A 22,266-nucleotide genomic window follows, 5' to 3' on the forward strand; every position below is an offset into this window, starting at 1 on the left:
GAAGTAAGCTTACCGGTTGGCGCTGGGGGCACGCAGGAGCACCAGCAACGCGCCACTTCCGCCTTGTCGGGGAGCCGCTTCGCAAAAGGCAAGGATCTCTTCACGCCGGGTAAGCCACTGGCGCGAGAGGTGCTTCAAAACGCTCACGCCACCGGGTGAGCCGTACCCTTTGCCGTGGATGATGCGTACGCAGCGCTCCCCAGTGCGCAACGCCTCGGCAAGGAATGCGCTCATTGCAGTGCGCGCCTCTTCGCGGGTGAGGCCATGGAGGTCGAGCTGACGCCGAATGGTCCAACGGCCCCGCCGCATCTCCGTAATCATGCGCCGGGGAACCCCTGGCCGGAGGAAGAAGGTTTCGCTGTCGTGGTCGAGCCAGTCGTCGAGCGTCAGTGGCGCCAAGAGTTCGCTTTTGATCTGCGCCTCGTCGCGTTCGCGCTGCCGCGGCATGGGTGGAGGGAGCGGCCGCTCCAGCGTGACGCGGTCTTGCACCGGCAACGGGGCGACGCCGGTTTCGCGTAACCAACGCTGCCACAGCCGGGCTTCCGCAAGCGAAAGTGCCGTTGGTGCGGGTTCGTCGGGCGCAGCGGTCGCTGCCGGATCGGTGTGGGACGATTTGCTGCGATGCGCTGGGCTGTTGGGTGCGGCGCGCGCGATCGCCGCTTGGGCCTTTTGGCGCCAGTAGCGGCGACGATCGGCGGGGGGCAGCGCGCCCGCTTCGACGAGCTGCTTCAGTTGATCCCGCCAATCACGCTTCGGTGGGGTCGCTCTGTTCATTTCCCAGTGGCGAGTGCGTCCAGGTACCGTTCGGCGTCGAGTGCCGCCATGCAACCAGTCCCCGCGCTGGTGATCGCTTGCCGGTAGACGTGGTCTTGAACGTCCCCAGCGGCAAAAACCCCTTCGATGCTGGTTGCGGTGGCATTCCCGTCACGACCGCCGCGCGTGACGATATAGCCATTTTCCATTTCGAGCTGCCCTTCGAAGAGCTGCGTGTTGGGTTGGTGGCCGATCGCCACGAAGACACCGTGGACGGCGAGTTCTTGCGTAGCGCCGCTGTCGCGGTGTTTGACACGGATTCCTGTGACTCCGGTGTCGTCGCCCAAGATTTCGTCGACGACATGGTTGAGCACCAATTCCACTTTTCCTTCGTCGACCCGTTTCATCAAGCGGTCGACGAGGATCTTTTCCGCTCGGAACTGGTCGCGTCGGTGGATCAAATAGACTTTGTTCGCAATATTGGCGAGGTAGAGCGCTTCTTCCACTGCGGTGTTGCCGCCGCCGATCACGCAGACGTCTTGCCCTTTGTAGAAGAAGCCGTCACAGGTGGCGCACGCGGAGACCCCGCGGCCTTTGAACGCTTCTTCCGAAGGCAGCCCCAGGTATTTCGCCGAGGCACCGGTGGCGATGATCAGCGCGTCACAGGTGTATGCACCGGCGTCACCAACGAGCCGGAACGGGCGTTCGGTGAGCACGGCGGTGTGGATGTGGTCGAAGACGATTTCGGTACCGAAGCGCCGAGCGTGCGCTTCGAAACGGGCCATCAGTTCCGGCCCTTGCACCCCGTCTGGGTCTGCGGGCCAGTTTTCGACGTCCGTGGTGGTCATCAGTTGTCCGCCCTGTTCGAGACCGGTGATCAACATCGGTTCGAGATTGGCGCGCGCGGCATAGATCGCTGCGGTGTATCCAGCGGGTCCCGATCCAAGGATGATCAAACGGCGGTGTTGTGCAGACATGGCGTACTCCTATTCGGTTGTGGTGAAGGGGATTTCGCTCATCGGCGGAGTGGGTTCGACGGCACGCGGCCCGACGTTCGCTTCGGCAACGGTGAGCGCCGTCATATTGACGATGCGCCGCACCGTCGAGGTGGCAGTAAGGATATGGACCGGCTTGAGCACCCCGAGCAACATCGGTCCGATTGCGATGCCGTTCCCAGCAGCGGTCTTGAGGAGATTGTACGCGATATTCGCGGCATCGATGTTGGGCAGGACCAACAGATTGGCTTCGCCGGTGAGTGTGGAGCGCGGCATGAGTTCCGCGCGCATCGTGGGGTCGAGTGCCAGGTCGCCGTGCATTTCCCCGTCCGCTTCCAGCCACGGCGCGATCTCGCGCAAGATTTTGAGGGCTTCGCGCATTTTCACGGCGCTTGCCGCGTCTGAAGAACCAAAGTTGGAGTGGGAGAGGAGCGCCGCTTTGGGGGTGATGCCGAAACGCATCATCTTGCGCGCGGCCATGCGGGTGATCGCGGCGATCTGTTCCGCGGTGGGGTCGTTGTTGATATGGGTATCGACCAAAAAGAGCTGGCGGTTCGGCAACAAAATGGCGTTCATCGCGGCGTAACAAGTGGCGCCGGGGCGTTTGCCGATCACTTGGTCGATGTAGTTGAGGTGCATCGTGGGCACGCCCCACGTACCGCAAATGAGTCCATGGACTTCCCAATGGCGCAGAAGCATCGCGCCGATCAGCGTATGCCGTCGCCGCATTTCGATCTTCGCCAATTGGGGTGTGACGCCGCGCCGCTCCATGATCTGGTGGTACTCTTGCCAGAGCGCGCGATAGCGCGGATCGTTTTCGACGTTCACCACTTCGTAGTCGACCCCTTCGCGCAGGCGCAGACCGAAGCGTTCGATGCGCTGCGCGATCACCGCGGGGCGGCCAATGAGCACCGGTCGCGCAATGCCTTCGTCGACCACCACTTGCGCGGCGCGCAACACGCGTTCTTCTTCGCCTTCGGCGTAGGCAATTTTCTTGAATTTCGCGCGTTTCGCGATCGCATAGACCGGTTTCATCAAGGTACCGGAGGCATAGACGAAGTTCTGGAGCCGTTCGCGATACGCGTCGAAATCCTCGATCGGGCGGGTCGCCACGCCGCTTGCGATCGCGGCTTGCGCGACCGCCGGGGCGATGGTGAGCATCAAACGGGGGTCGAACGGTTTGGGGATGAGGTAGTCGGGGCCGAAACGGAGTTTTTCCCCAGCGTAGGCCGCAGCGACCACTTCGTTCTCTTCGGCTTGCGCCAGTGCCGCGATCGCTTGGACCGCTGCGATCTCCATTTCGTCGGTGATCGTGGTTGCGCCGACGTCGAGCGCGCCGCGGAAGAGGTAGGGAAAGCAGAGGACATTATTGACCTGGTTGGGATAGTCGCTACGGCCGGTGGCGAGAATCGCGTCCGGTCGAACCGCTTTCGCGGCTTCCGGCAGGATTTCTGGGGTTGGGTTGGCCAGCGCGAAGATGATCGGTTTTTCCGCCATCTTCGCCACCATCTCGGGCTTGAGGACGCCACCTGCGGAAAGCCCCAGGAAAATGTCGGCCCCTTCGATGACTTCGGCAAGGGTGCGCGCCACGGTTTTTTGGGCGAACTGCGCTTTTTCGGGGTCCATCAGTTCGGTACGGCCTTCATAGACCACGCCTGCGATGTCGGTTACCCAGATGTTGGCTTTCGGAAGACCCAGTTTGACGAGCAGGTTGAGGCACGCAAGCGCCGCAGCGCCCGCCCCGGCAGTGACCAATTTGACCTGGTCGATCGACTTGCCCGTCAGGGTGAGTGCGTTCAACAGCGCCGCCGCGACGACGATCGCGGTACCGTGCTGGTCGTCGTGAAAGACAGGGATTTTCAGACGTTCGCGCAACCTACGTTCGACGAGGAAGCAGTCCGGAGCTTTGATGTCTTCGAGGTTGATTCCCCCGAAAGACGGTTCCAGCGCGGCGATGACTTCGACCAATTTTTCCGGGTCTTTTTCGTTGATTTCGAGATCGATCGCGTCGATGCCGGCAAATTTTTTGAACAGGACCGCTTTGCCCTCCATCACTGGTTTCGCGGCAAGCGGCCCGATCTCCCCGAGTCCCAGGACCGCGGTGCCGTTGGTGATGATCGCAACGAGGTTGCTGCGGTTGGTGTAGCGGGCGGCGGCGCTCGGGTCTTCGACGATCGCTTCGCACGGCGCGGCGACGCCGGGTGAATAGGCGAGCGCCAGATCGCGCTGGTTCGACAGCGCTTTGGTGGGAACGATCGCCCATTTACCCGGGGTGGGATGTTCGTGGTAGTCGAGCGCAGCGCGTTTCAATTCTTCGCGCGCTTCCTGTACGGCGTCGGGGCCTTTGGTCGATTGCGTCACAATGTTACTCCCTGAGTTCCCAAGGTGGCGAAATAAGCGATTTTAGTACGAGTGGTTTGGCTGCGCGCGGATGCGCCAGTTCGCACCTTATTGCTCGGTATAATAGCCCGCTGTTGTGCGATCGACGAAATGGCGCGGTTTTGACGAAGAGACGTTTCGCCCGCTTGCTCCATGAGGGGAGTTGGCTGCTCCTGGCAGCGGTGGGTGCCTATTTCGCGCTCGTTTTGCTGGGGTACCACCCGGAAGATCCGGGGTGGTCGAAAAGCGGGACGGCGCTCACGGTCCAGAATCCGGGTGGGCGGCTCGGAGCCTGGATTGCCGATCTGTGGTTTTTCACCTTCGGTTGGTCGGCGCTGTGGTGGATCGGACTCTTCGTCCGTGGCGTGGTGGGGTGGTGGCTCGCCTTTACCCATCGTGCGCTGGAAAAGGGCGACGCGCATCTGGACGGTTCTCTGACCGACTGGTGGCATTGGCGATGGTCGTGGGCAGGTACCACACTGGGTTTCCTGCTGTTGCAGGTGAGTTCCAGTGCGCTGGAATATTTGCGCTTTCATCGCTTTGGCGACAGCCTGCCGCAAGGGGCGGGGGGGGTGCTCGGGCATGCACTGGGTGAGTTCGTTGCGCTGCGGTTGGGGTTCGTGGGCGGAACGTTGCTCCTCCTGGCGCTTTTTCTCGTTGGGTTCAGCCTGACTTGGGGGGTGAGTTGGGGCGAAGTCACGGAGGCCATCGGGCGGTGGCTGGAGGCGCGTTGGCAACGCTGGCGGGAAGGCAAAGCGGGGCCGATAGTGGCCCCATCGACGGATGCGCGGACGGGCAACGCCGATTCTCAGGGCGTGTGGCGCCAAAAGGTTCATCACCTGTACCTGGCGGTTCTGGGGGCTTTTCGTGCGCTGCGCGCATTGGCGCTGCGCTGGACGCAACGCGCCAAACGATCGGAGCAACCGCCAACAGCGTTCGGACCGATCGAGGAGCCGCGCTGGGCGGCGGAGCCCTCGCTCGACCCCTCCGGTGCGGACGCGGTGCCGCACGACGTTGAACCGATACCGACGGGTGCCCATGAACCGGATCGTTCAGAACCCGAACCAGACGCGAAACCGGAAGTGCACGCTGCATCTGCTGCGCCCGAAACGTCCGTCGCCTCGGACAGGATGCCTGTCGAAACCCACGCAGTTCGCGTTCAGGGGGCTGTAGAAAAAGGGGCACGCCTGGCGCCGAAACCGGGAGATTCCCCGATTCCACCGCTGGCGTTGCTCGACCAGCCCAAACCCCAACCCAGCTCGGTCACGCCGGAACGGATCGCGGAGACCTCGCAGCTGATCGAGTCGAAATTGGCCGAGTTCGGCGTGCGCGTCACGGTGGTGGGCGCAATCCCTGGCCCTGTGGTCACCCGCTACGAGATCGAGCCGGCCACTGGCGTGAAAGGGGCGCAGATCGTCAATCTGGCGAAGGATTTGGCACGCGCGCTTTCGCTGGTTTCGATTCGCGTGGTCGAGATCGTTCCCGGTAAGAGCTGCATGGCGCTCGAGGTGCCGAACCCCACACGGCAGATCGTGCGGTTACGGGAAGTGCTCGATGCTTCGGTTTATCGCAATGCCAAATCGCCTCTGACCGTCTGTCTGGGCAAAGATATCGGCGGCGCGCCGGTGGTGGCCGATCTGGCGAAGATGCCCCACCTCCTCGTGGCGGGAACGACCGGATCGGGCAAATCGGTCGGCATCAACGCGATGATTTTGTCGCTGCTCTACAAATCGGGACCCGAAGCGGTGCGGTTGATCATGATCGACCCGAAGATGCTCGAATTGTCGATCTACGAAGGGATTCCGCACCTTCTGGCACCGGTCGTGACCGATATGCGGTTGGCGGCGCAGGCGCTCAACTGGTGCGTCGGCGAGATGGAGCGGCGCTATAAGCTGATGGCGGCGTTGGGCGTGCGCAACATCGCTGGGTTCAACGCACTGATTGCCGAAGCGGCTGCGAACGAGCAGTACGTCCCCAACCCCTTCTCGCTTTCGCCAGAGCATCCCGAACCGCTCGAGAAGCTGCCGTATATCGTGGTCATCGTCGATGAACTCGCCGACTTGATGATGGTGGCTGGAAAGAAGATCGAAGAGCTGATCGCCCGCTTGGCACAAAAGGCGCGCGCCGCGGGGATTCACCTCATTCTTGCGACACAGCGCCCGTCGGTCGATGTGATCACGGGCTTGATCAAAGCGAACATCCCCACCCGCATCGCGTTCCAAGTCTCGTCCAAAGTGGACTCGCGAACCATTCTCGACCAGATGGGCGCCGAAACGCTGTTGGGGATGGGCGATATGCTCTTTCTGGCACCTGGGATGGGAACGCCGCAGCGGGTGCATGGGGCATTCGTCGCAGACGACGAGGTGCATCGCGTGGTGAATTACCTCAAATCCTTCGGGCCTCCGGAGTATGTCGAAGCGATCACCGCCGATGACGACGAAGTGCTAGGGTCGGAGTGGGGCGATGGCGCGGGGGATGCCGAGCGTGATCCCCTTTATGATCAGGCGGTCGAGATCGTTTTGCGGACGCGACGCCCTTCGATCTCGTTGGTGCAGCGCCATTTGCGTATCGGGTATAACCGAGCGGCGCGCCTCATCGAAGCGATGGAGCAGGCAGGATTGGTTTCGCCGCCGGAAGCGAATGGCAACCGTAAGGTGTTGGTACCGGAGCAAAACGGATGAAGGCGTGTGGCGCAAAACGGTTTTTGAGGGGGTGGGTTGCGTTGCTTCTCTTTTCATTCGTGCTCATACCCCTAAGTGAGGCGCAATCGGCAGCGGACGAGCAGACGCAAAAGGCGTGGGCAACGCTCATCGCTTGGGGAGAAGGGGTTACCTCTGCAGAGGGGGTGTTTCGCCAGATCGAGCGCCGGAGTGACGGGCGGCGGCGGGAGTTGGAAGGGGTATTCGCATTCGTCAAACCGTTACGTTTTCGTTGGACGATCGAGCGCCCTTTCGTGCAGGTGACCGTGAGTGACGGCACGACCCTCACCGTATGGGATCCAGAACTTCGCCAAGCCACGGTGCAGCCACTCGATCCTGCTGCGTTACGCTCCGGGCCACTCGCTTTTTTTCTGGCACCCGAGACGCTGCCCGAGAGATTCACCTTGGAACGTTTTACCCAAGCAGGCGGGGTGCTTCGCTGGTCGTTACGGGCGCGAACCGATGACGCGGTGGTACGCCGCGTCGAGGTCACCATCGCAGACGAGCGTCTGCGTGCGCTCACGATCGAAGACGCGTTGGGTCAGACGAGCGAATTGCTGTTTACCCGCTTCGAACGCACAATGCCGCAACCGGAAGCGTTCCAACTCACGTTGCCTCCGGACGCCGTCGTGTTGCGCACCCCGCAGGGTGCTGCTGCTGCGGAGACGCCGCGGTGAGCCGTGCGACAACGCCCCCCATCCAACCCGTTCCGTTGGCGGAACGGATGCGGCCGCAGAGGCTCGAGGAGGTGGTGGGACAGTCCCATCTCGTGGGGCCTGGAAAACCGCTCACGCTTGCTGCCATGCGCCGACAGCTCTTTTCCATGCTCTTCTGGGGGCCGCCCGGCGTGGGCAAAACGACCCTTGCGCAGCTGGTGGCACGCAGTTGCGACGCGCAGTTCATTGCCCTTTCCGCGGTGACCGCAGGGGTGAAAGAGCTGCGTGAAGTGGTGTCTTGTGCCGAAGCGGCGCGGCAGAGCGGGCAAGCCACGGTGCTCTTTCTCGACGAGATCCACCGTTTCAACAAGGGGCAGCAAGACGCCCTGTTACCCCATGTCGAAAGTGGGGTGGTGACGCTGATCGGCGCAACGACAGAGAACCCCTCGTTCGAAGTCAATGCCGCGCTTCTGTCCCGCTTGACGGTTTTCCGGCTTGAACCCCTTTCGCCAGACGCATTGCGGCAGTTGCTCGACCGAGCGACGGCGCGCTTTCCAGACGAAGCGGTGGCGCTCGAAGATTCGGTGCGCGAGATGCTGGTTGCCCAGTCCGACGGCGACGCGCGGCGGCTTTTGAACGACTTGGCCTGGCTCTGGGCGGCCGCGAAAGCACACGGATACACCGTCATCGACAGCGAATTCGCGATCGCGACCCTGGGGGCGCGACTGCGTCGTTTCGACAAAGGTGGCGATGCGTTCTATGACCTGATTTCCGCGCTGCACAAAGCGGTGCGCGGTTCCGATCCCGATGCGTCGCTCTACTGGTTTTGTCGGATGCTCGATGGCGGTGCGGACCCCCGCTATCTGGCGCGGCGTCTGATCCGGATCGCGAGCGAGGATGTTGGTTTGGCCGATCCGCGCGCGCTTTCGCTGACTGTGGCCGCGGCAGAGGCGTATGAGCGTTTGGGTTCGCCGGAAGGGGAGTTGGCGCTTGCCGAAGCGGTTGTCTATCTGGCGTGCGCGCCGAAATCGAATGCGCTCTATCGGGCTTTCAACTCCGTGCGCGCGTTCGTTGCGCAGGATGGTTCGCGTCCGGTTCCGATGCATCTGCGCAACGCGCCGACGCGCTTGCTTAAAGCGATCGGGGCGGGAAAAGGGTATCGCTATCCCCATGATGAACCCGGCGCGTTTGCGCCGGGAGTCGATTATCTGCCCGAGGGGATGCCCAAAACCCATTGGTACGAACCCACGGATCGAGGGTTGGAGCAGAAAATCACAGAAAAATTGGCTCGGTTGCGCGCGCTCGATGCCGCGTGGCGCAACGAACACCATCAGTAACCGTAACGAAAATCAGGAAGGAAATCATGCTCGACATCCAATTGTTGCGACAAGACTGGGAAACCGTTCAGAAAGCGCTCGCTCGGCGCGGCGGGACGATCGACTGGTCCCGTTTCGAGACGCTCGAAGCGGAACGCAAAGCATTGCAAGCCGAAACGCAGACGTTGCAAGCGCAGCGCAACCGGTTGTCGAAAGCGGTGGGGCAGTGTAAAGCGAAAGGGGAGGATGCGTCGGAACTGCTGCGCGAGGTCGCCGAAGTGAAAGCGGCGCTCGAACGCAACGAAACGCGCTTGAATGCCTTGTTGGCAGAACTCGACGCGTTCTTGGCGCAATTGCCGAACGTGCCGCACCCCTTGGTGCCGGACGGCGCCAGCGACGCGGACAATCTCGAGGTTTCGCGCTGGGGGACGCCGCGTTCGTTCGACTTTCCGGTTCGCGACCATGTCGAGATCGCCGAAGGGCTGGGGGGATTGGAAAACGAGATCGCCGCGGCGCTTTCGGGGAGCCGTTTTGCGCTTTTGCGCGGGGACGTCGCGCGGCTTCACCGCGCGCTGGCGCAGTTCATGCTCGACGTCCACACCCGCGAACATGGCTACGAAGAGGTGGCGCCGCCGTTTCTCGTGCTGCCACGCGCCTTGTTCGGCACGGGGCAGTTGCCGAAATTTGCCGAAGACCTCTTTCAGGTGCCTCGGTCCGACGCCGAATCGCTTTACCTCATCCCCACCGCGGAAGTGCCGGTGACCAATATCGTTCGCGAACGAATTCTCGACGAAGCCGATCTTCCCCTCAAATTCGTTGCCTGGACGCCCTGTTTTCGCGCCGAGGCGGGTTCGCATGGCCGTGATGTACGCGGGCTGATCCGGCAGCACCAATTCGAAAAGGTCGAATTGGTTCGGATCGAACACCCGGACTGTTCGTACGACGCGTTGGAGGCGCTCACCGCGCATGCCGAAGCGATCTTGATTAAATTGGGCTTACCCTATCGTAAAGTGAAATTATGCGCTGGGGACTTGGGCTTCAGTGCCGCGATGACGTATGATTTGGAGGTCTGGTTGCCCGCTCAAAACACCTACCGGGAAATCTCCTCCTGCTCGAATACGGAAGCATTCCAGGCGCGGCGGATGCAGGCCCGCTTTCGGCCCGCAGGGGGCGGGAAACCGCAACCGGTGCATACGCTCAACGGTTCGGGGCTGGCGGTAGGGCGCACGTTGGTCGCGGTGCTGGAAAACTACCAGCAAGCCGACGGCAGTGTGGTGGTTCCCGAGGCGTTGCGCCCGTGGATGGGTGGGCAAGAGGTATTGGAGCCTCGCGCGCGCCGGTGACGCAAAAAGCGCGGCGCGGTCGGCGAGGTTTGGCTTCCCAGAAAGGAGTCATGCATGGTATGGACGCTGGGCATCGCCACCGCGCCCGTTCCCGAAGAACGGCGACTGGCGCTCACCCCGGAGCTGGTCGCGAAGTATGAGCAGTTGGGCGCCAGCATTGTGCTCGCGAAAGGGGCGGGGCTTCGCGCCCACTGGCCCGATGCGGCCTTTGAAGGTGTCACGTGGGTCGATTCTCCACAGGCGGTTTTCGCTCGCGCCGATGTCGTGGCGTGCGTGATGCCGCCGACACTCGACGAAATCGCAGCGATGCGTCCCGGTTCGGTGTTGGTGGGGGCGTTACGGCCTTGGGCGTCAGCGCAGCAGATCGACGCGCTATGTGCGCAGCGGGTCACCGCATTCGCGCTCGAATTGCTGCCGCGGATCACCCGTGCGCAGCCAATGGATATCCTGTCGTCGCAAGCCACCGTCGCGGGGTATGAAGCGGCGTTGATCGCTGCCGACCATGCGCCGAAATTCTTTCCGATGCTCACCTATGCCGCAGGGACGATCCGTCCCGCGAAGGTCTTCGTGATCGGTTGCGGTGTTGCGGGGTTGCAAGCGATCGCTACGGCCCGCCGCTTGGGGGCGATGGTCGAAGCGTACGATGTCCGTCCCGAAACGCGAGAACAGGTTGCGTCACTCGGCGCGAAATTCGTCGATACCGGAGTCGTCGCGGTGGGTGCAGGCGGTTATGCGCGCGAACTCACTGAAGCGGAGCAGGCGCAACAGACCGCGGTGCTCAGCAAAGCGGTTGCCGCTGCCGACGTGGTGATCACCACGGCTTCGGTTCCGGGGCGTCCCGCGCCCAAAATCGTCACGCAGGAGATGCTGGCAGCGATGCGACCGGGTGCGGTCGTCGTTGACCTCGCCGCTGAACAAGGCGGAAACGTCGAAGGGACGGTGTTGGGAGAAAAACGGTGGATCGGTGACGTGCTGGTGATTGGACCGGCCTTCATCCAGAGCCGCATGCCGGTGCACGCCTCCGAAATGTTCGCCAAAAACGTCTGGCATTTTCTTGCCCCGCACGTTCAGGATGGTGCGCTCGCGTGGCAGTGGGAAGACGAGATCGTGACTGCGACGTGTATCACCCGCGATGGCGCGCTCGTCAATGAGCGCGTCCGGGAATGGTTGGGGGGGTAGCAGCGAATGGATGGCATCTCTGCGCTCTTTATTTTCATGCTGGCAGCCGTCGCTGGGTACGAAATCATTGCCCGCGTGCCGGTGATCCTCCACACGCCGTTGATGTCCGGTTCGAACTTCGTCCACGGCATCGTCCTCGTCGGAGCGATGGTGGTGTTGGGCCACGCCGAAGGGGCGCTCGAGACCGCGATCGGCGTACTCGCGGTAGCGCTGGGTGCGGCGAACGCCGTCGGGGGGTATGTCGTGACCGATCGCATGCTTGCGATGTTCCAGAAAAAGGGGGACAAGCAGTGATCGAAATGATCTATTTCCTGGCGACGTTCGCGTTCATCATGGGGTTGCGGGCGATGAGCGCCCCCGCGACAGCGGTGCAGGGGATGCGCATCGCTGGGGTGGCGATGGTGGTCGCGGTGGGGGCAACCTTTTTCACCCCGGGGTTGCATAACCTGGGTTGGATGGTCGCAGCGATCGCTGTCGGGGGTGGTTTGGCTTGGATCTGGGCGCGTCGGGTGGCGATGACCGAAATGCCCCAGATGGTGGCGATCTATAATGGCCTGGGCGGGGGCGCTGCTGCGGCGATCGCGGCGGTGGAATTGCTCGGTGCTCAGACTGGTCTCCCGACTTCGGTGGGCGTTCTCGCTATTCTGGGCGCGGTGATCGGTGCGGTCGCGTTTTCCGGCAGCCTCGTTGCGTGGGCGAAACTCGACGGCCGCGTCCGCAAGGTTTGGCGCCTCAAGCGTGGCCACAACGACGTCGTGCTGCTCTTGGCGATCCTGACTCTGGGGATCGGATTGACTTTGGGGGTCAGTGGTGCGCCCAGCGCTGGCGGATTGCTGCTCTTCTTCGTGCTGGCGCTCGCGCTCGGTGTGCTCGTGACATTGCCGATCGGTGGTGCCGATATGCCAGTGGTGATCTCGTTGCTCAACGCCTTTACCGGGCTGGCGGTCGGCTTCGAAGGGTACGTGCTCGCGAACCCGATGTTGATCGTTGCCGGCATCGTCGTCGGGGCGTCGGGAACCCTCTTGACGCTCTTGATGGCCAAAGCGATGAATCGCCCGATCCGCAACGTCCTCTTTGCCCCGATCACCGGCGAAGCTGCGGAGCACGAGCCTGGTAGCGTCACGGGACGGTTGAAGACGTACGCCCCCACCGACGCCGCTGCGGCGCTCCGTTACGCGCAACAGGTGGTGATCGTGCCGGGTTACGGTATGGCGGTTGCCGGTGCGCAACACAAAGTCTGGGAGATGGCACAACTTCTCGAAGAAGCGGGGGTTACGGTGAAGTTTGCGATCCACCCGGTTGCCGGCCGCATGCCGGGCCATATGAATGTATTGCTTGCCGAAGCCGGGGTGCCCTACGAAAAGATTTTCGATTTGGACGAGATCAACGGGGAGTTTCCGCAAACCGACGTCGTGCTCGTGATCGGCGCCAACGACGTCGTGAATCCAGCCGCGCGCACCAACCCGTCGAGTCCGATCTACGGGATGCCGATCCTCGATGTCGATCGGGCACGCGAAGTGATCGTGATCAAACGCGGACAGGGACGGGGGTATTCCGGAATCGAAAACGAACTCTTCTACCGTGACCATTGCCATTTGGTCTATGGCAACGCGCACGAGGTGGTTGCCGATATCATCGCGGAGTTGAAAACGATGGGATGAGGGCTTGGGTGGGCAAGCTCTCCCGGTGGTTCGGGACGGCGCTTGCGGGGTTGCTGCTTGCTGCGTCGGTACACGCGCAAAGCGACCGAAGCAGTGAGAAGGCGCCGTTCATCGGCGGCGAACGGGCCCAGGCGATGCGTAACGCGCCGTTTCAGGGTGTCGCGCAAACGAGCGCGGCACTCCAACGGCTTGCGCTGGACATGCAGCTTTTCGATTATTGCCAGAATCCGTTGTTCAGTGACGACGCATTGGCCCCTCTTTTGGCGGAAGCAGCTCGGTTGACCGGGGATGAACCGACCTGTACGGCGGTGATGGTACGGCTGGGGTATCTTCAGCATCGGCGCACGCAGCGCTGATTGCTGTGCGCACAGAAGGCCCGTCGTGTCTTTGGGGTGTGGGTGGCTGAAGCTGATGGGGCCTACGGGCGATTATGGGATGCTTGCGGACTCGCGGTTTGCCTGAGGGTCAGCGGCTTCGTACTCTCTTGCCAGGGACCAAATATCGGGCCTTGTTGGAAACGGCAGCCGAGCGCGGCCAGAAAATCGCGTTGTGCCGCGGTTGCAACGCCTTCGGCGATGACCGTAAAGCCCATCGCGTTACCGAATTGCAGTAACCCGTCGAGCAATTTTTCTACCCGTTCGTCGCGACCGATCTGCGTGACCCACGTTCCCGCAAGCTTGAGCGCATGAACAGGCAGGTGGGCAAGGAGCCCAAAGGCGCAAGCCCCTTGTCCCACGTGATCGACGACGATCCGTACCCCTTTTTCCCCCATTTCGAGCAGGTGCGCGCACTGGCGCGTGTCGAGTGCAGCAAACGCGGTTTCGTCGATTTCCAACATGAGCAGCGACCAAGGGAGCGACGCGGTCCGCCATACGGTTTTGATCTGGGTGAGGGTTTCGGGCTGTTGCAATTGCCGCGCGTCGAGGTTGAGTGCCAATGGGGTCTGCCATTGCCGCACCCAGGAAATCGCGTGTGTGAGCCATGCGGTCAGCCAGGCACGGTTTGCGGCTGTATCAAGAAGGAGTGGAGTGACGGTTTCCGCGTCGAGCGTACCGCGATGCGGGACGTGCCATCGTAAGACCCCTTCGGCGCCATTGAGCATGCCGGTGGCGACGTCGACGCACGGGGAAAGCCACAGGGTGAAGTCCTCCGGTGTCGCAGCAGCCAATTGTTCCGTCAGCGAATGGGAATCTGGTGTGTTTTTTTCGAGTGCGGAAACGGTGTCGGTTGTACGGCGCCGTGAGGGGTTCCGATGTGTGGTAAACAGCAGCACGCGCCAACCTGGGGTGGGGCCGTGCAGGATACGTGCCCGCAACGGGTGGGGTTCGATGCCTTCGATCAGAGCCACTGGCGGTTCGTCCGCTTTCGGCCAATGCACCGTCGCCGCTTCGGTGATCGGTTGGTGCAACGGAAGCGGCGGTGTTGCCCAGCGTGTACGTGCCGCGGCATTGACCGCGACCAGCCGCTCAGTTTCGTCGAGGACCCAGATCGGTTCAGTGCTCGCAGCGGCGAGTTGGATCCAAAACGTTTCGGCAAGCGACGTACTGCGGTACTGATCGTGAAGCAAGTCCGGTGCGATGAGGATCGCGTGCATCCCCGGACGGATGCGTGCCGCTGCGGTGAAGCGAAATACCTTTTTGCGTCCGTGCGGCAACGCCAACGTGATGCTTCCTTTGGTTTCATTTTGAATGAACCAACGTGCCCGGGCGTGCAAAAAAGCTTGGGGGGAGGGAAACAGGGATTCCAGAGGCGCTTGAATCAATTCACGGTAATTGCGTTCGAGCCACCGGCACGCGGCGCTGTTGACTTCCAAGATACGCTCATCGCTGACGATCAACAAACCTTCGTCGATGAGTTCCAGGAGCGCCAAATAGACGCCGATTTCGACCCCTTCGGAAAAATCGGGGCGGAACGGTTCGTTCGTTTCGGGCAGCGACACCATCGGGGAAAGGTCCAGGAACGACACGGACAGCATACCCGACAGAGCCGGAAATCGAAACGAAGAAAAACGGGTCTTTCTCAGGCGATTTTTGCAGCGACTCAAGCTTCGGCCGACTCACGGCGACCAGAGCCCCCGAGCAAAACCGGGACGGGGTCGCGGCGGCGTCCCCCCCAGAGCGCTTCCATCGTCTGCCAGTCGAAAGGTTGCGTAGGGTCTCCTGCATCCGTTCGTTGTTGAGCCCCTCGCCACGTTGCTGGAATTTCGTCGCGGACCACCGTTGGCATCGCGTCGCTTTCCACCGCCATTTGGACCTTCGGGGAACGGCGGTCTCGCACCCGTTCCCGTTTTTCGGGACGTGCCGGGGCTGCAGGGGACTCCCATTTCTCTCCTGGGATTTTCTGTTTCAGAAGCTTTTCGATCGCTTCCAATCGCTCCTCTTCGCTGGGGTCGACCAGCGAGATCGCGATTCCCGTGTGACCAGCACGGCCGGTTCGGCCAACCCGGTGGATGTAATCTTCTGGATTGGGCGGAAGCGCAAAATTGACGACGAACGGCAGCCCTTCGATGTCGAGCCCGCGCGCGGCGACATCGGTCGCGACCAAGACGCGCAATTTGCCGTCACGAAACGCTTCGAGGGTTTCCAGACGTTGCTGCTGGCTCTTGTCGCCGTGGATCGCTTGGGCGTTGACTTTGTTGCGCTGTAAGAATGCCGTGAGTCTGCCGCACGCCACTTTGGTGTCGACGAAAACCAGTACTTGGCCCTCCCGGTCGTGCAACAGCTGCAGGAGCGCGTGGCGTTTTTGCTCTTGGGCGACCCAGAAGACCTTGTGTTCGATGGTTTCGCTCACCGTATTGCGGCGGGCGACCTCGACGGTAACGGGGTCGTGGAGCCACTGTTCCGCCAATTTGCGGATCGCGGGTGAAAAGGTGGCAGAAAAAAGGGCTGTTTGGCGGGTTGCGGGCAGATGCTCGACGATGCGGCGAATATCGGGGAGAAATCCCATGTCGAGCATGCGGTCTGCTTCGTCGAACACCAGGAACGCCACCTGATTGAGGCGAACCGTTTTCTGTTCCAGATGGTCGAGGAGTCGTCCCGGCGTGGCGATCACGATCTCCACTCCTTGGCGCAGCGCTTCGGCTTGCGCCTTGAAGTCGACGCCTCCGAAAATCGCGGTGCTTCTGAGCGGCAGGTATTTTCCGTACTGGGCAACCGCTTCGGCAACCTGAAGGACCAGCTCTCGCGTGGGCGCCAGTATGAGCGCGCGGGTCGGGTGGCGCGCCGGGCTGGGTGAGCGGTTGGCGAAGGGTGCAAGGCGCTCCAAAATGGGCAGTGTGAAGCTTGCTGTTTTGCCCGTTCCCGTTTGGGCGGCGCCCAGCAAGTCGCGCCCCGCGAGCAACACCGGGATCGCTTTCGCTTGGATTGGCGTGGGTTCTTCGTAGCCCAATTCTTCAACTGCGCGCAGCAGTTCGGGTCTCAGCCCCAAGTCAGCAAAACGCATGCAAGCAGCCGCTCCTTCGCAGCGAGCCAATGTCCAGTTGCCATTATACCGATAAGGTACAATCGTTCATGACAATACGGTAACGAAAAGAGGGATTCAAGATGGAATACCGCCAGTTGGGCAACAGCGACCTCACCGTTTCGGCCATTTGTCTCGGGACGATGACCTTTGGCGAGCAAAACGACGAAAAAGAAGCGCACGCGCAGCTCGATTGGGCGCTCGCGCACGGGATCAACTTCATCGATACCGCGGAGATGTACCCCGTGCCGCCGCGGGCTGAAACGTACGGAGAGACGGAGCGAATCATCGGCAACTGGTTGAAACGGCAAGATCGCAGCAAAGTGGTACTGGCGACCAAAGCCGCCGGGCCTGCGCGAAGCCTCAACTGGATTCGCGGAGGTCCCAAGGCGTTCGACGAAGCGAATCTCCCTCTGTGTCAGAATAGTTGTCGTCTCGATAGATCCTGAAACCAGAGGGCGACAAAGGAAGAACGAAGTGGCCAGATACGGACAGTCCTTCAAGGACAGGGCGGTTGCACGGCTGTTGCCGCCAGAAAGTGTCGCGGTGCAGACGCTGGCGCGAGAGCTGAGCATTTCAGCTGCGACGCTAGCGCGCTGGCGAGCCGAGGCGCTCTCCCAGCCCGTTGGCGAGCGGGGCTGGAGTGCGGGGGCCCGATTCGAAGCGGTGCTCTCGACCGCCGCGATGGACGAGGCGAGCAAAGGGGCCTGGTGCCGCGAGCATGGCGTGTATCCCCAGACGCTCGAGCAATGGCGCACCGCCGCCCTGCAGGCGCTCGATGAGCCCGAGGAAGTCGCACGGCAGGCTCTGCGGGAGAAGAAGGCCGAGCGGGGTCGCATCAAGGAACTCGAGCGCGACCTGCGCCGCAAGGAAAAGGCGCTGGCCGAAGCGGCAGCGTTGCTGGTGCTATCAAAAAAGCTCGAAGCGATCTTCCCCAAGGACGAGGACGCATGATCGGCCTGGAAGATCGCCAAACACTGGTCCGACACATCGATGAGGCACACGCAGCCGGCGCGCGCCTACGCCCGGCCTGCGAGGTCGCAGGCATGACGCTGCGCACCCTGCAGCGCTGGAAAGCGCAGGAAGGACTGCGCCAGGGGGACCGCAGGCCCCTGGCAAAGCGTGCGCAGCCGGCGCATGCGCTCAGCGACGAAGAACGGGCGAGGATCCAGGCGTTGGCCAACGAGCCCCGTTTCGCCGACCAACCCCCGGCGCGCATCGTCCCCACGCTGGCCGACGAGGGCGTCTATCTTGCCAGCGAATCGAGCTTTCAGCGCGTGCTGCGTGCCCACGGACAAACCCGTCACCGTGGGCGCAGCCGTGCGCCGCAGCGCACGCGAGCGCCGACGACGCACGTAGCCAGCGCCCCCGGACAAGTGTGGTGCTGGGACATGACCTACCTGCCCACCCACGTGAAGGGGCAGTGGTTCTACCTGTATCTGATCATGGATCTGTACAGCCGCAAGATCGTCGGCTGGGAGATTCATGCCACCGATGAGGCAGAACACGCGGTGAGCCTGCTCAAGCGCACCGCGTTGGCCGAAGGCCTCCACGCCCTGCCGGAAAAACCCGTGCTGCACGGCGACAACGGCAGCACGCTCAAGGCCACCACGGTGTTGGCGATGCTGCACTGGCTGGGGATCAAGCCCTCATACTCTCGCCCCAGGGTGTCCGACGACAACGCCTTCGTCGAATCGCTCTTCAAAACGGCGAAGTACCGCCCCGAATTCCCGGCGCGCGGCTTTGCCAGCCTGGACGAAGCCCGCCAGTGGGGACAGCACTTCGTGCACTGGTACAACGTCGAGCACCGCCACAGCGGCCTGCGCTACGTCACCCCCGCCCAACGGCATGCCGGGGAAGACCATGCGATCCTGGCGGCACGGCACCAGACCTATCTTCAAGCCCGCGAACGTCACCCGGCGCGCTGGTCCGGGCAGACACGGGACTGGACACCGATCGGGGCCGTCACGCTCAACCCGGAACGGGACAGCGTCGTTCGGGACTCTACCCAAGCTGAAATAGAAGGCAGGTGATTGCATGAATCAGGCGACAACTATCTTGACTTGTTCCGATCTTCAGGCGGCGATCGACGGTAGTCTCAAACGGTTGCAAACCGACTATATCGATCTCTACCAGTTGCATTGGCCCGAACGCAACCAACCGATGTTTGGCGAATGGCGGTTCGACCCGAAGAAGGAGCGGCCTTTCACGCCGCTCATGAAGCAACTGGAAGCGCTCGCCAAATTGGTCGAAGCCGGAAAGGTGCGCTATGTCGGCGTTTCGAACGAGCACCCGTGGGGGGTGATGACGTTCGTTCAGCTGGCACAACAGTTCGGGTTGCCGCGGATCGTCTCGATCCAAAATGCGTTTAGCCTGCTCAACCGCACCTTCGAAGGGGGCTTAGCGGAGGTGTGTTGGCGCGAATCGGTGTCGCTGCTTGCCTATTCGCCGCTCGCTTTTGGCCACCTCACTGGGAAGTACCTCAAAGATCCCAATGCGTCCGGGCGGCTGACCCGTTTCCCCAATTTTGGACAACGATATACCAAACCCAACGTCCGCCCGGCGGTGGAAGCGTACGCTGCGCTTGCCGAAGCGTGGGGGATGAGCCCGGCAACGCTTGCGCTCAGTTGGTGTTACCACCATCCGCTCGTCACCAGCACGATCATCGGCGCCACGTCGCTTGCGCAACTGGAAGCGAACGTCCGCGCTTGGGAGACCAAACTCACGGACGAACAGCTGAGCGCGATCGACGCGGTGCATTTGCGTTACACCAACCCCGCGCCGTAAGCGGACGTCGTCAATGCCCGCCGCCTGCAGCGGCAGGGGCGGGTGCAGACGCGTTCTGTCCGTTTGCAGGGCGCGCAAGCGATGGGATCAATGGCTCGTTGCGTTCCAAAGGCTTGGCGGTGACTTGCGGCTCGTTTGGGACGAGTTGTGCCGGAACGGTAGGGAGCTCTTTTTCCAGCATATATTCGTTCATCTCCCGCCATCCCTCGTAGATCGCGGCTTTCTCCAAGTCGGGGTGCAGGTAGTAGCAATCTTCGAGCGAACGTCCGGAATGACGGCATGCCGCGCCAATCGCTTTCGCTTCGGCTTTGACTTTGTTTGGGTTGGGAATTTCCAGCGCGTCGTAGAGCGCGTCGCAGCCGGTCAAGGCAAGCACGCTGGCAAGAACGAGAAGAAATTTCGGAGACATGGGCAACCTTCCGAACCGATTTGGCCAGAAGGTTATCATAATTGGTGGTGCCCAGGAGAGGACTCGAACCTCCACGCCTTGCGGCACTAGAACCTGAATCTAGCGCGTCTACCAATTCCGCCACCTGGGCAGGCAACGAAGTACGCTATTATACGAAGTGTAGGCCAGCTGTCAAGGCGCTGGCATGCAGTGACAAATTGTGGATACGAATGAGTAAACGATGACCGAGAAAAGAAAAAAAACTTCGCTTTCGCGACGTTCCCGTAACCGAAAAGCGCGTGACAACGGGGTGAAACCGTCCCGCACGCCTGAACGTACCCGTGATGGCCGTGATGCTCAGGCTCTTCATCGAACAAAACGGCTTGCGGCAACCCAAGAAGCGGCGCGCGCGGCACCGCTTGACGTCGACCGTTTGGCCGAGATTGCCGCAGCACTTCCCCCCAAACGGCGTGCAGACCCCTATTTGGCACGCGAAGTGTTGCGCTACGGCGACAATCCACTTCCCAGCCGTGAATACATCATCGAGACGTTGGAGCGCGCTGGACGGCCGCTCAAAATGGCTGAGTTAGCGAACGAACTCGAAATCCGTCCGTTTGAACTCGCGCTCTTCGAACGCCGTTTGACGGCGATGGAACGCGACGGCCAAATCCTGACCAACAGGCGAGGTGCCCTGATCCTGCCAGAGAAAGCTGCACTCATCCGCGGACGTGTCCAAGGCCATCCCGACGGCTTTGGCTTCGTGATCCCGGATGACGGTGGTCCCGACATCTTCTTGGGGCCCAAGGAGATGCGCGAAGTCCTGCACGGCGATCGCGTCATGGTGCGGGTCACCGGTCGTGATCCACGGGGCCGACCCGAAGGCAAAATCGTCGAGGTGCTCGAACGGCGAACCACGCGGGTCGTAGGGCGCGTGATCGTCGAGCACGGCGTGATGCTGGTAGCGCCAGAGGATAAGCGCATCGCGCAAGATATTTTGATCGCGCCCGAAGCCGGTCGGCGATCGCGAAAACCCAAAGCAGCACCGGGAGACGTCGTCGTTGTCGAGATTGTCGAACCTCCCAGCAAATACGCGCAACCAATCGGCAAGATCGTCGAGGTGTTGGGGCGATACGACGATCCGGGAATGGAGATCGAGATCGCACTGCGCAAATTCGATCTGCCTTTCGTCTGGAGTTCGGCGGCCAAGGCGCAGACGCGGCGATTGCCCGATGCGGTTCGTCCCCATGACCAGAAAGGCCGCGAGGATTTGCGCCATCTGCCGTTCGTCACGATCGACGGCGAAAACGCCAAAGACTTCGACGACGCGGTCTTCTGCGAACGGGTGGGGAGAGGGTTTCGGCTCCTGGTTGCGATCGCCGACGTCGCGCACTATGTGAAACCGGAAACGCCGCTTGACCAAGAGGCTTACGAGCGAGGGAATTCGGTCTATTTTCCTCGTCGCGTAATTCCGATGTTGCCAGAAAAGCTCAGCAATGGGCTCTGTTCGTTGGTGCCGCGCGAAGACCGATTGGCAATGGTCTGCGAGATGTTCGTGTCGCCACGTGGCAAAGTGGAGCGCTACCGCTTCTTCCCTGCGGTGATCCATTCGCATGCCCGCTTGACCTACACGATCGTTGCCAAAGCGCTTTACGAAGGGGACAAAACGGCGCGCGAAACGGTCGCCGATTTGCTGCCCCATTTGGAAACGCTCGACGCGGTCTTTCGGGTACTGCTTGCAGCGCGCAAGCGGCGCGGTGCGATCGAATTCGAAACCACCGAAGTGGAGTTTCTCTTCGACGACAACGGCAAGATTCGTGGCGTCAAACCGGTGGTGCGTAACGACGCGCACCGGCTCATCGAAGAGTGTATGCTCGCCGCGAACGTCTGTGCGTCACAATTCTTGGCCGAGCACGAACACCCCACGCTCTATCGCGTCCATGAACCACCTGACCCGGAAAAAATTGCCAAACTGCGTGAATTTCTGGCGGGATTTGGCATCGAGCTTCCGGGCGGGGACGAGCCGTCACCGAAAGACTTTACCCGGGTACTGGAAAAGATCGAAGGCCGGCCGGATGCGCCGCTCTTGCAGATGGTGATGCTGCGTTCGCTCAAACAGGCGCGTTATGCACCGGACAATGCCGGCCATTTCGGCTTGGCTTATCCCTGCTATACCCACTTCACTTCGCCGATTCGCCGCTACCCCGATCTGCTCGTGCACCGCGCGATCAAAGCAGTGCTTGCGGGCAGCCAATACACCCCAAGTCGACCGTGGGAAGAGATCGGTGCGCATTGCTCGATGACCGAACGGCGTGCGGACGAGGCAACGCGCGAGGTGATGAACTGGCTCAAGTGCTACTACATGCAGGAGCACATCGGGGAGGTTTATACCGGTACCGTTTCGGCTGTCGTTCCGTTCGGGCTCTTCGTCACACTGGACGAAGTCTTCGTCGAAGGGTTGGTCCATATTTCCGATCTTGGCGCCGACTACTTCCAGTACGACGAAGTGGGTCATGCGCTCGTTGGCGAACGGACGAAGGTTCGCTACCGTTTGGCCGATCGCGTCAAAGTGCAGGTGGCACGGGCCGATCTGGCGACGAGCAAAATCGATTTTCACCTCATCGAGCGACTGGAGGGCGACGCGTGAAGGCGCG

16 protein-coding genes, 1 tRNA gene and 2 pseudogenes are annotated in these 22,266 nt (G+C 61.7%); 12 read left to right on the plus strand and 7 right to left on the minus strand.

The window, feature by feature from the left end; genetic code table 11:
- Positions 1 to 9: 9 nt before the first annotated feature.
- The 3 genes from ACYQ4Z_RS02320 to ACYQ4Z_RS02330 are packed head-to-tail and all read right to left on the minus strand — an operon-like array spanning position 10 to position 4,109.
- Entirely contained in the window at positions 10 to 774 is a 765-nt protein-coding gene (locus ACYQ4Z_RS02320; RefSeq protein WP_219972839.1) for a Smr/MutS family protein, read from the minus strand.
- The gene (gene trxB, locus ACYQ4Z_RS02325) at positions 771 to 1,730 is read right to left on the minus strand and encodes a thioredoxin-disulfide reductase (RefSeq protein ID WP_119334708.1); all 960 of its coding nucleotides are present in this window, start codon (positions 1,728 to 1,730) and stop codon (positions 771 to 773) included. The genes ACYQ4Z_RS02320 and trxB overlap by 4 nt, the downstream gene beginning before the upstream one ends.
- A gap of 9 nt (positions 1,731 to 1,739) precedes the next feature.
- On the minus strand, positions 1,740 to 4,109 hold the full coding sequence (locus ACYQ4Z_RS02330; protein ID WP_459859928.1) for an NADP-dependent malic enzyme: 2,370 nt from the start codon (positions 4,107 to 4,109) through the stop codon (positions 1,740 to 1,742).
- Between the two features lie 140 nt (positions 4,110 to 4,249).
- Here ACYQ4Z_RS02330 and ACYQ4Z_RS02335 point away from each other — a divergent pair, with 140 nt between their 5' ends.
- From ACYQ4Z_RS02335 to ACYQ4Z_RS02370, 8 genes are read left to right on the plus strand one after another with little or no spacing between them, the layout of a single operon-like run.
- Positions 4,250 to 6,808, plus strand: a complete 2,559-nt coding sequence (locus ACYQ4Z_RS02335; RefSeq protein WP_459859929.1) for a DNA translocase FtsK — start codon at positions 4,250 to 4,252, stop codon at positions 6,806 to 6,808.
- Positions 6,805 to 7,503, plus strand: a complete 699-nt coding sequence (locus ACYQ4Z_RS02340) for a LolA family protein (RefSeq protein ID WP_219972842.1) — start codon at positions 6,805 to 6,807, stop codon at positions 7,501 to 7,503. The genes ACYQ4Z_RS02335 and ACYQ4Z_RS02340 overlap by 4 nt, the downstream gene beginning before the upstream one ends.
- Before the next feature lie 47 nt (positions 7,504 to 7,550).
- Positions 7,551 to 8,819 (plus strand): replication-associated recombination protein A, encoded by a 1,269-nt coding sequence (locus tag ACYQ4Z_RS02345; protein ID WP_219972901.1) that lies wholly within the window; start codon positions 7,551 to 7,553, stop codon positions 8,817 to 8,819.
- 26 nt (positions 8,820 to 8,845) lie between these two features.
- A complete protein-coding gene (gene serS, locus ACYQ4Z_RS02350) occupies positions 8,846 to 10,141 on the plus strand; it encodes a serine--tRNA ligase (RefSeq protein ID WP_219972843.1) in 1,296 nt (431 codons plus the stop codon).
- A gap of 54 nt (positions 10,142 to 10,195) precedes the next feature.
- The gene (locus ACYQ4Z_RS02355; RefSeq protein WP_219972844.1) at positions 10,196 to 11,320 is read left to right on the plus strand and encodes an NAD(P) transhydrogenase subunit alpha; all 1,125 of its coding nucleotides are present in this window, start codon (positions 10,196 to 10,198) and stop codon (positions 11,318 to 11,320) included.
- A gap of 6 nt (positions 11,321 to 11,326) precedes the next feature.
- Complete coding sequence (locus ACYQ4Z_RS02360; RefSeq protein ID WP_119334713.1) at positions 11,327 to 11,614, plus strand: NAD(P) transhydrogenase subunit alpha part 2; 288 nt, start codon at positions 11,327 to 11,329, stop codon at positions 11,612 to 11,614.
- 5 nt (positions 11,615 to 11,619) lie between these two features.
- The gene (locus tag ACYQ4Z_RS02365; RefSeq protein WP_285615294.1) at positions 11,620 to 12,981 is read left to right on the plus strand and encodes an NAD(P)(+) transhydrogenase (Re/Si-specific) subunit beta; all 1,362 of its coding nucleotides are present in this window, start codon (positions 11,620 to 11,622) and stop codon (positions 12,979 to 12,981) included.
- 8 nt (positions 12,982 to 12,989) lie between these two features.
- Positions 12,990 to 13,337 carry a hypothetical protein gene (locus ACYQ4Z_RS02370; protein ID WP_459859930.1) on the plus strand — a complete coding sequence of 116 codons (348 nt, stop codon included), beginning with the start codon at positions 12,990 to 12,992 and terminating at the stop codon, positions 13,335 to 13,337.
- Between the two features lie 62 nt (positions 13,338 to 13,399).
- Here the strand turns inward: ACYQ4Z_RS02370 and ACYQ4Z_RS02375 are convergent, their stop codons facing one another.
- Together ACYQ4Z_RS02375 and ACYQ4Z_RS02380 are read right to left on the minus strand one after the other, a co-directional pair.
- Positions 13,400 to 14,947 carry an EAL domain-containing protein gene (locus ACYQ4Z_RS02375; protein ID WP_459859931.1) on the minus strand — a complete coding sequence of 516 codons (1,548 nt, stop codon included), beginning with the start codon at positions 14,945 to 14,947 and terminating at the stop codon, positions 13,400 to 13,402.
- Positions 14,948 to 15,021: 74 nt separating this feature from the next.
- Entirely contained in the window at positions 15,022 to 16,422 is a 1,401-nt protein-coding gene (locus tag ACYQ4Z_RS02380; RefSeq protein ID WP_219972848.1) for a DEAD/DEAH box helicase, read from the minus strand.
- A gap of 101 nt (positions 16,423 to 16,523) precedes the next feature.
- Between ACYQ4Z_RS02380 and ACYQ4Z_RS02385 the strand changes: the two are divergent.
- The 3 genes and pseudogenes from ACYQ4Z_RS02385 to ACYQ4Z_RS02395 all read left to right on the plus strand — a co-directional run.
- Positions 16,524 to 16,850: pseudogene (locus tag ACYQ4Z_RS02385) on the plus strand (aldo/keto reductase); the annotation flags it as partial.
- A 67-nt stretch (positions 16,851 to 16,917) separates the two neighbouring features.
- Positions 16,918 to 18,473, plus strand: a protein-coding gene (locus ACYQ4Z_RS02390) for an IS3 family transposase (RefSeq protein WP_088178290.1) whose coding sequence is annotated in 2 segments (ribosomal slippage) — positions 16,918 to 17,350 and positions 17,350 to 18,473 — 1,557 coding nt in all. Because the reading frame shifts where the segments join, the coding sequence is not laid out codon by codon here.
- Between the two features lie 34 nt (positions 18,474 to 18,507).
- Positions 18,508 to 19,227 (plus strand): annotated as a pseudogene (locus ACYQ4Z_RS02395) (aldo/keto reductase); the annotation flags it as partial.
- A 10-nt stretch (positions 19,228 to 19,237) separates the two neighbouring features.
- Here the strand turns inward: ACYQ4Z_RS02395 and ACYQ4Z_RS02400 are convergent.
- Together ACYQ4Z_RS02400 and ACYQ4Z_RS02405 are read right to left on the minus strand one after the other, a co-directional pair.
- Complete coding sequence (locus ACYQ4Z_RS02400) at positions 19,238 to 19,636, minus strand: hypothetical protein (RefSeq protein ID WP_219972849.1); 399 nt, start codon at positions 19,634 to 19,636, stop codon at positions 19,238 to 19,240.
- Between the two features lie 45 nt (positions 19,637 to 19,681).
- Positions 19,682 to 19,766, minus strand: a tRNA-Leu gene (locus tag ACYQ4Z_RS02405).
- Positions 19,767 to 19,856: 90 nt separating this feature from the next.
- Between ACYQ4Z_RS02405 and rnr the strand changes: the two genes are divergently transcribed.
- Positions 19,857 to 22,259: a ribonuclease R gene (gene rnr / locus ACYQ4Z_RS02410; RefSeq protein WP_219972850.1), complete on the plus strand. Its 2,403-nt coding sequence runs from the start codon at positions 19,857 to 19,859 to the stop codon at positions 22,257 to 22,259.
- The last annotated feature ends 7 nt before the right edge of the window (positions 22,260 to 22,266 follow it).

This window comes from Hydrogenophilus hirschii (assembly GCF_054656675.1).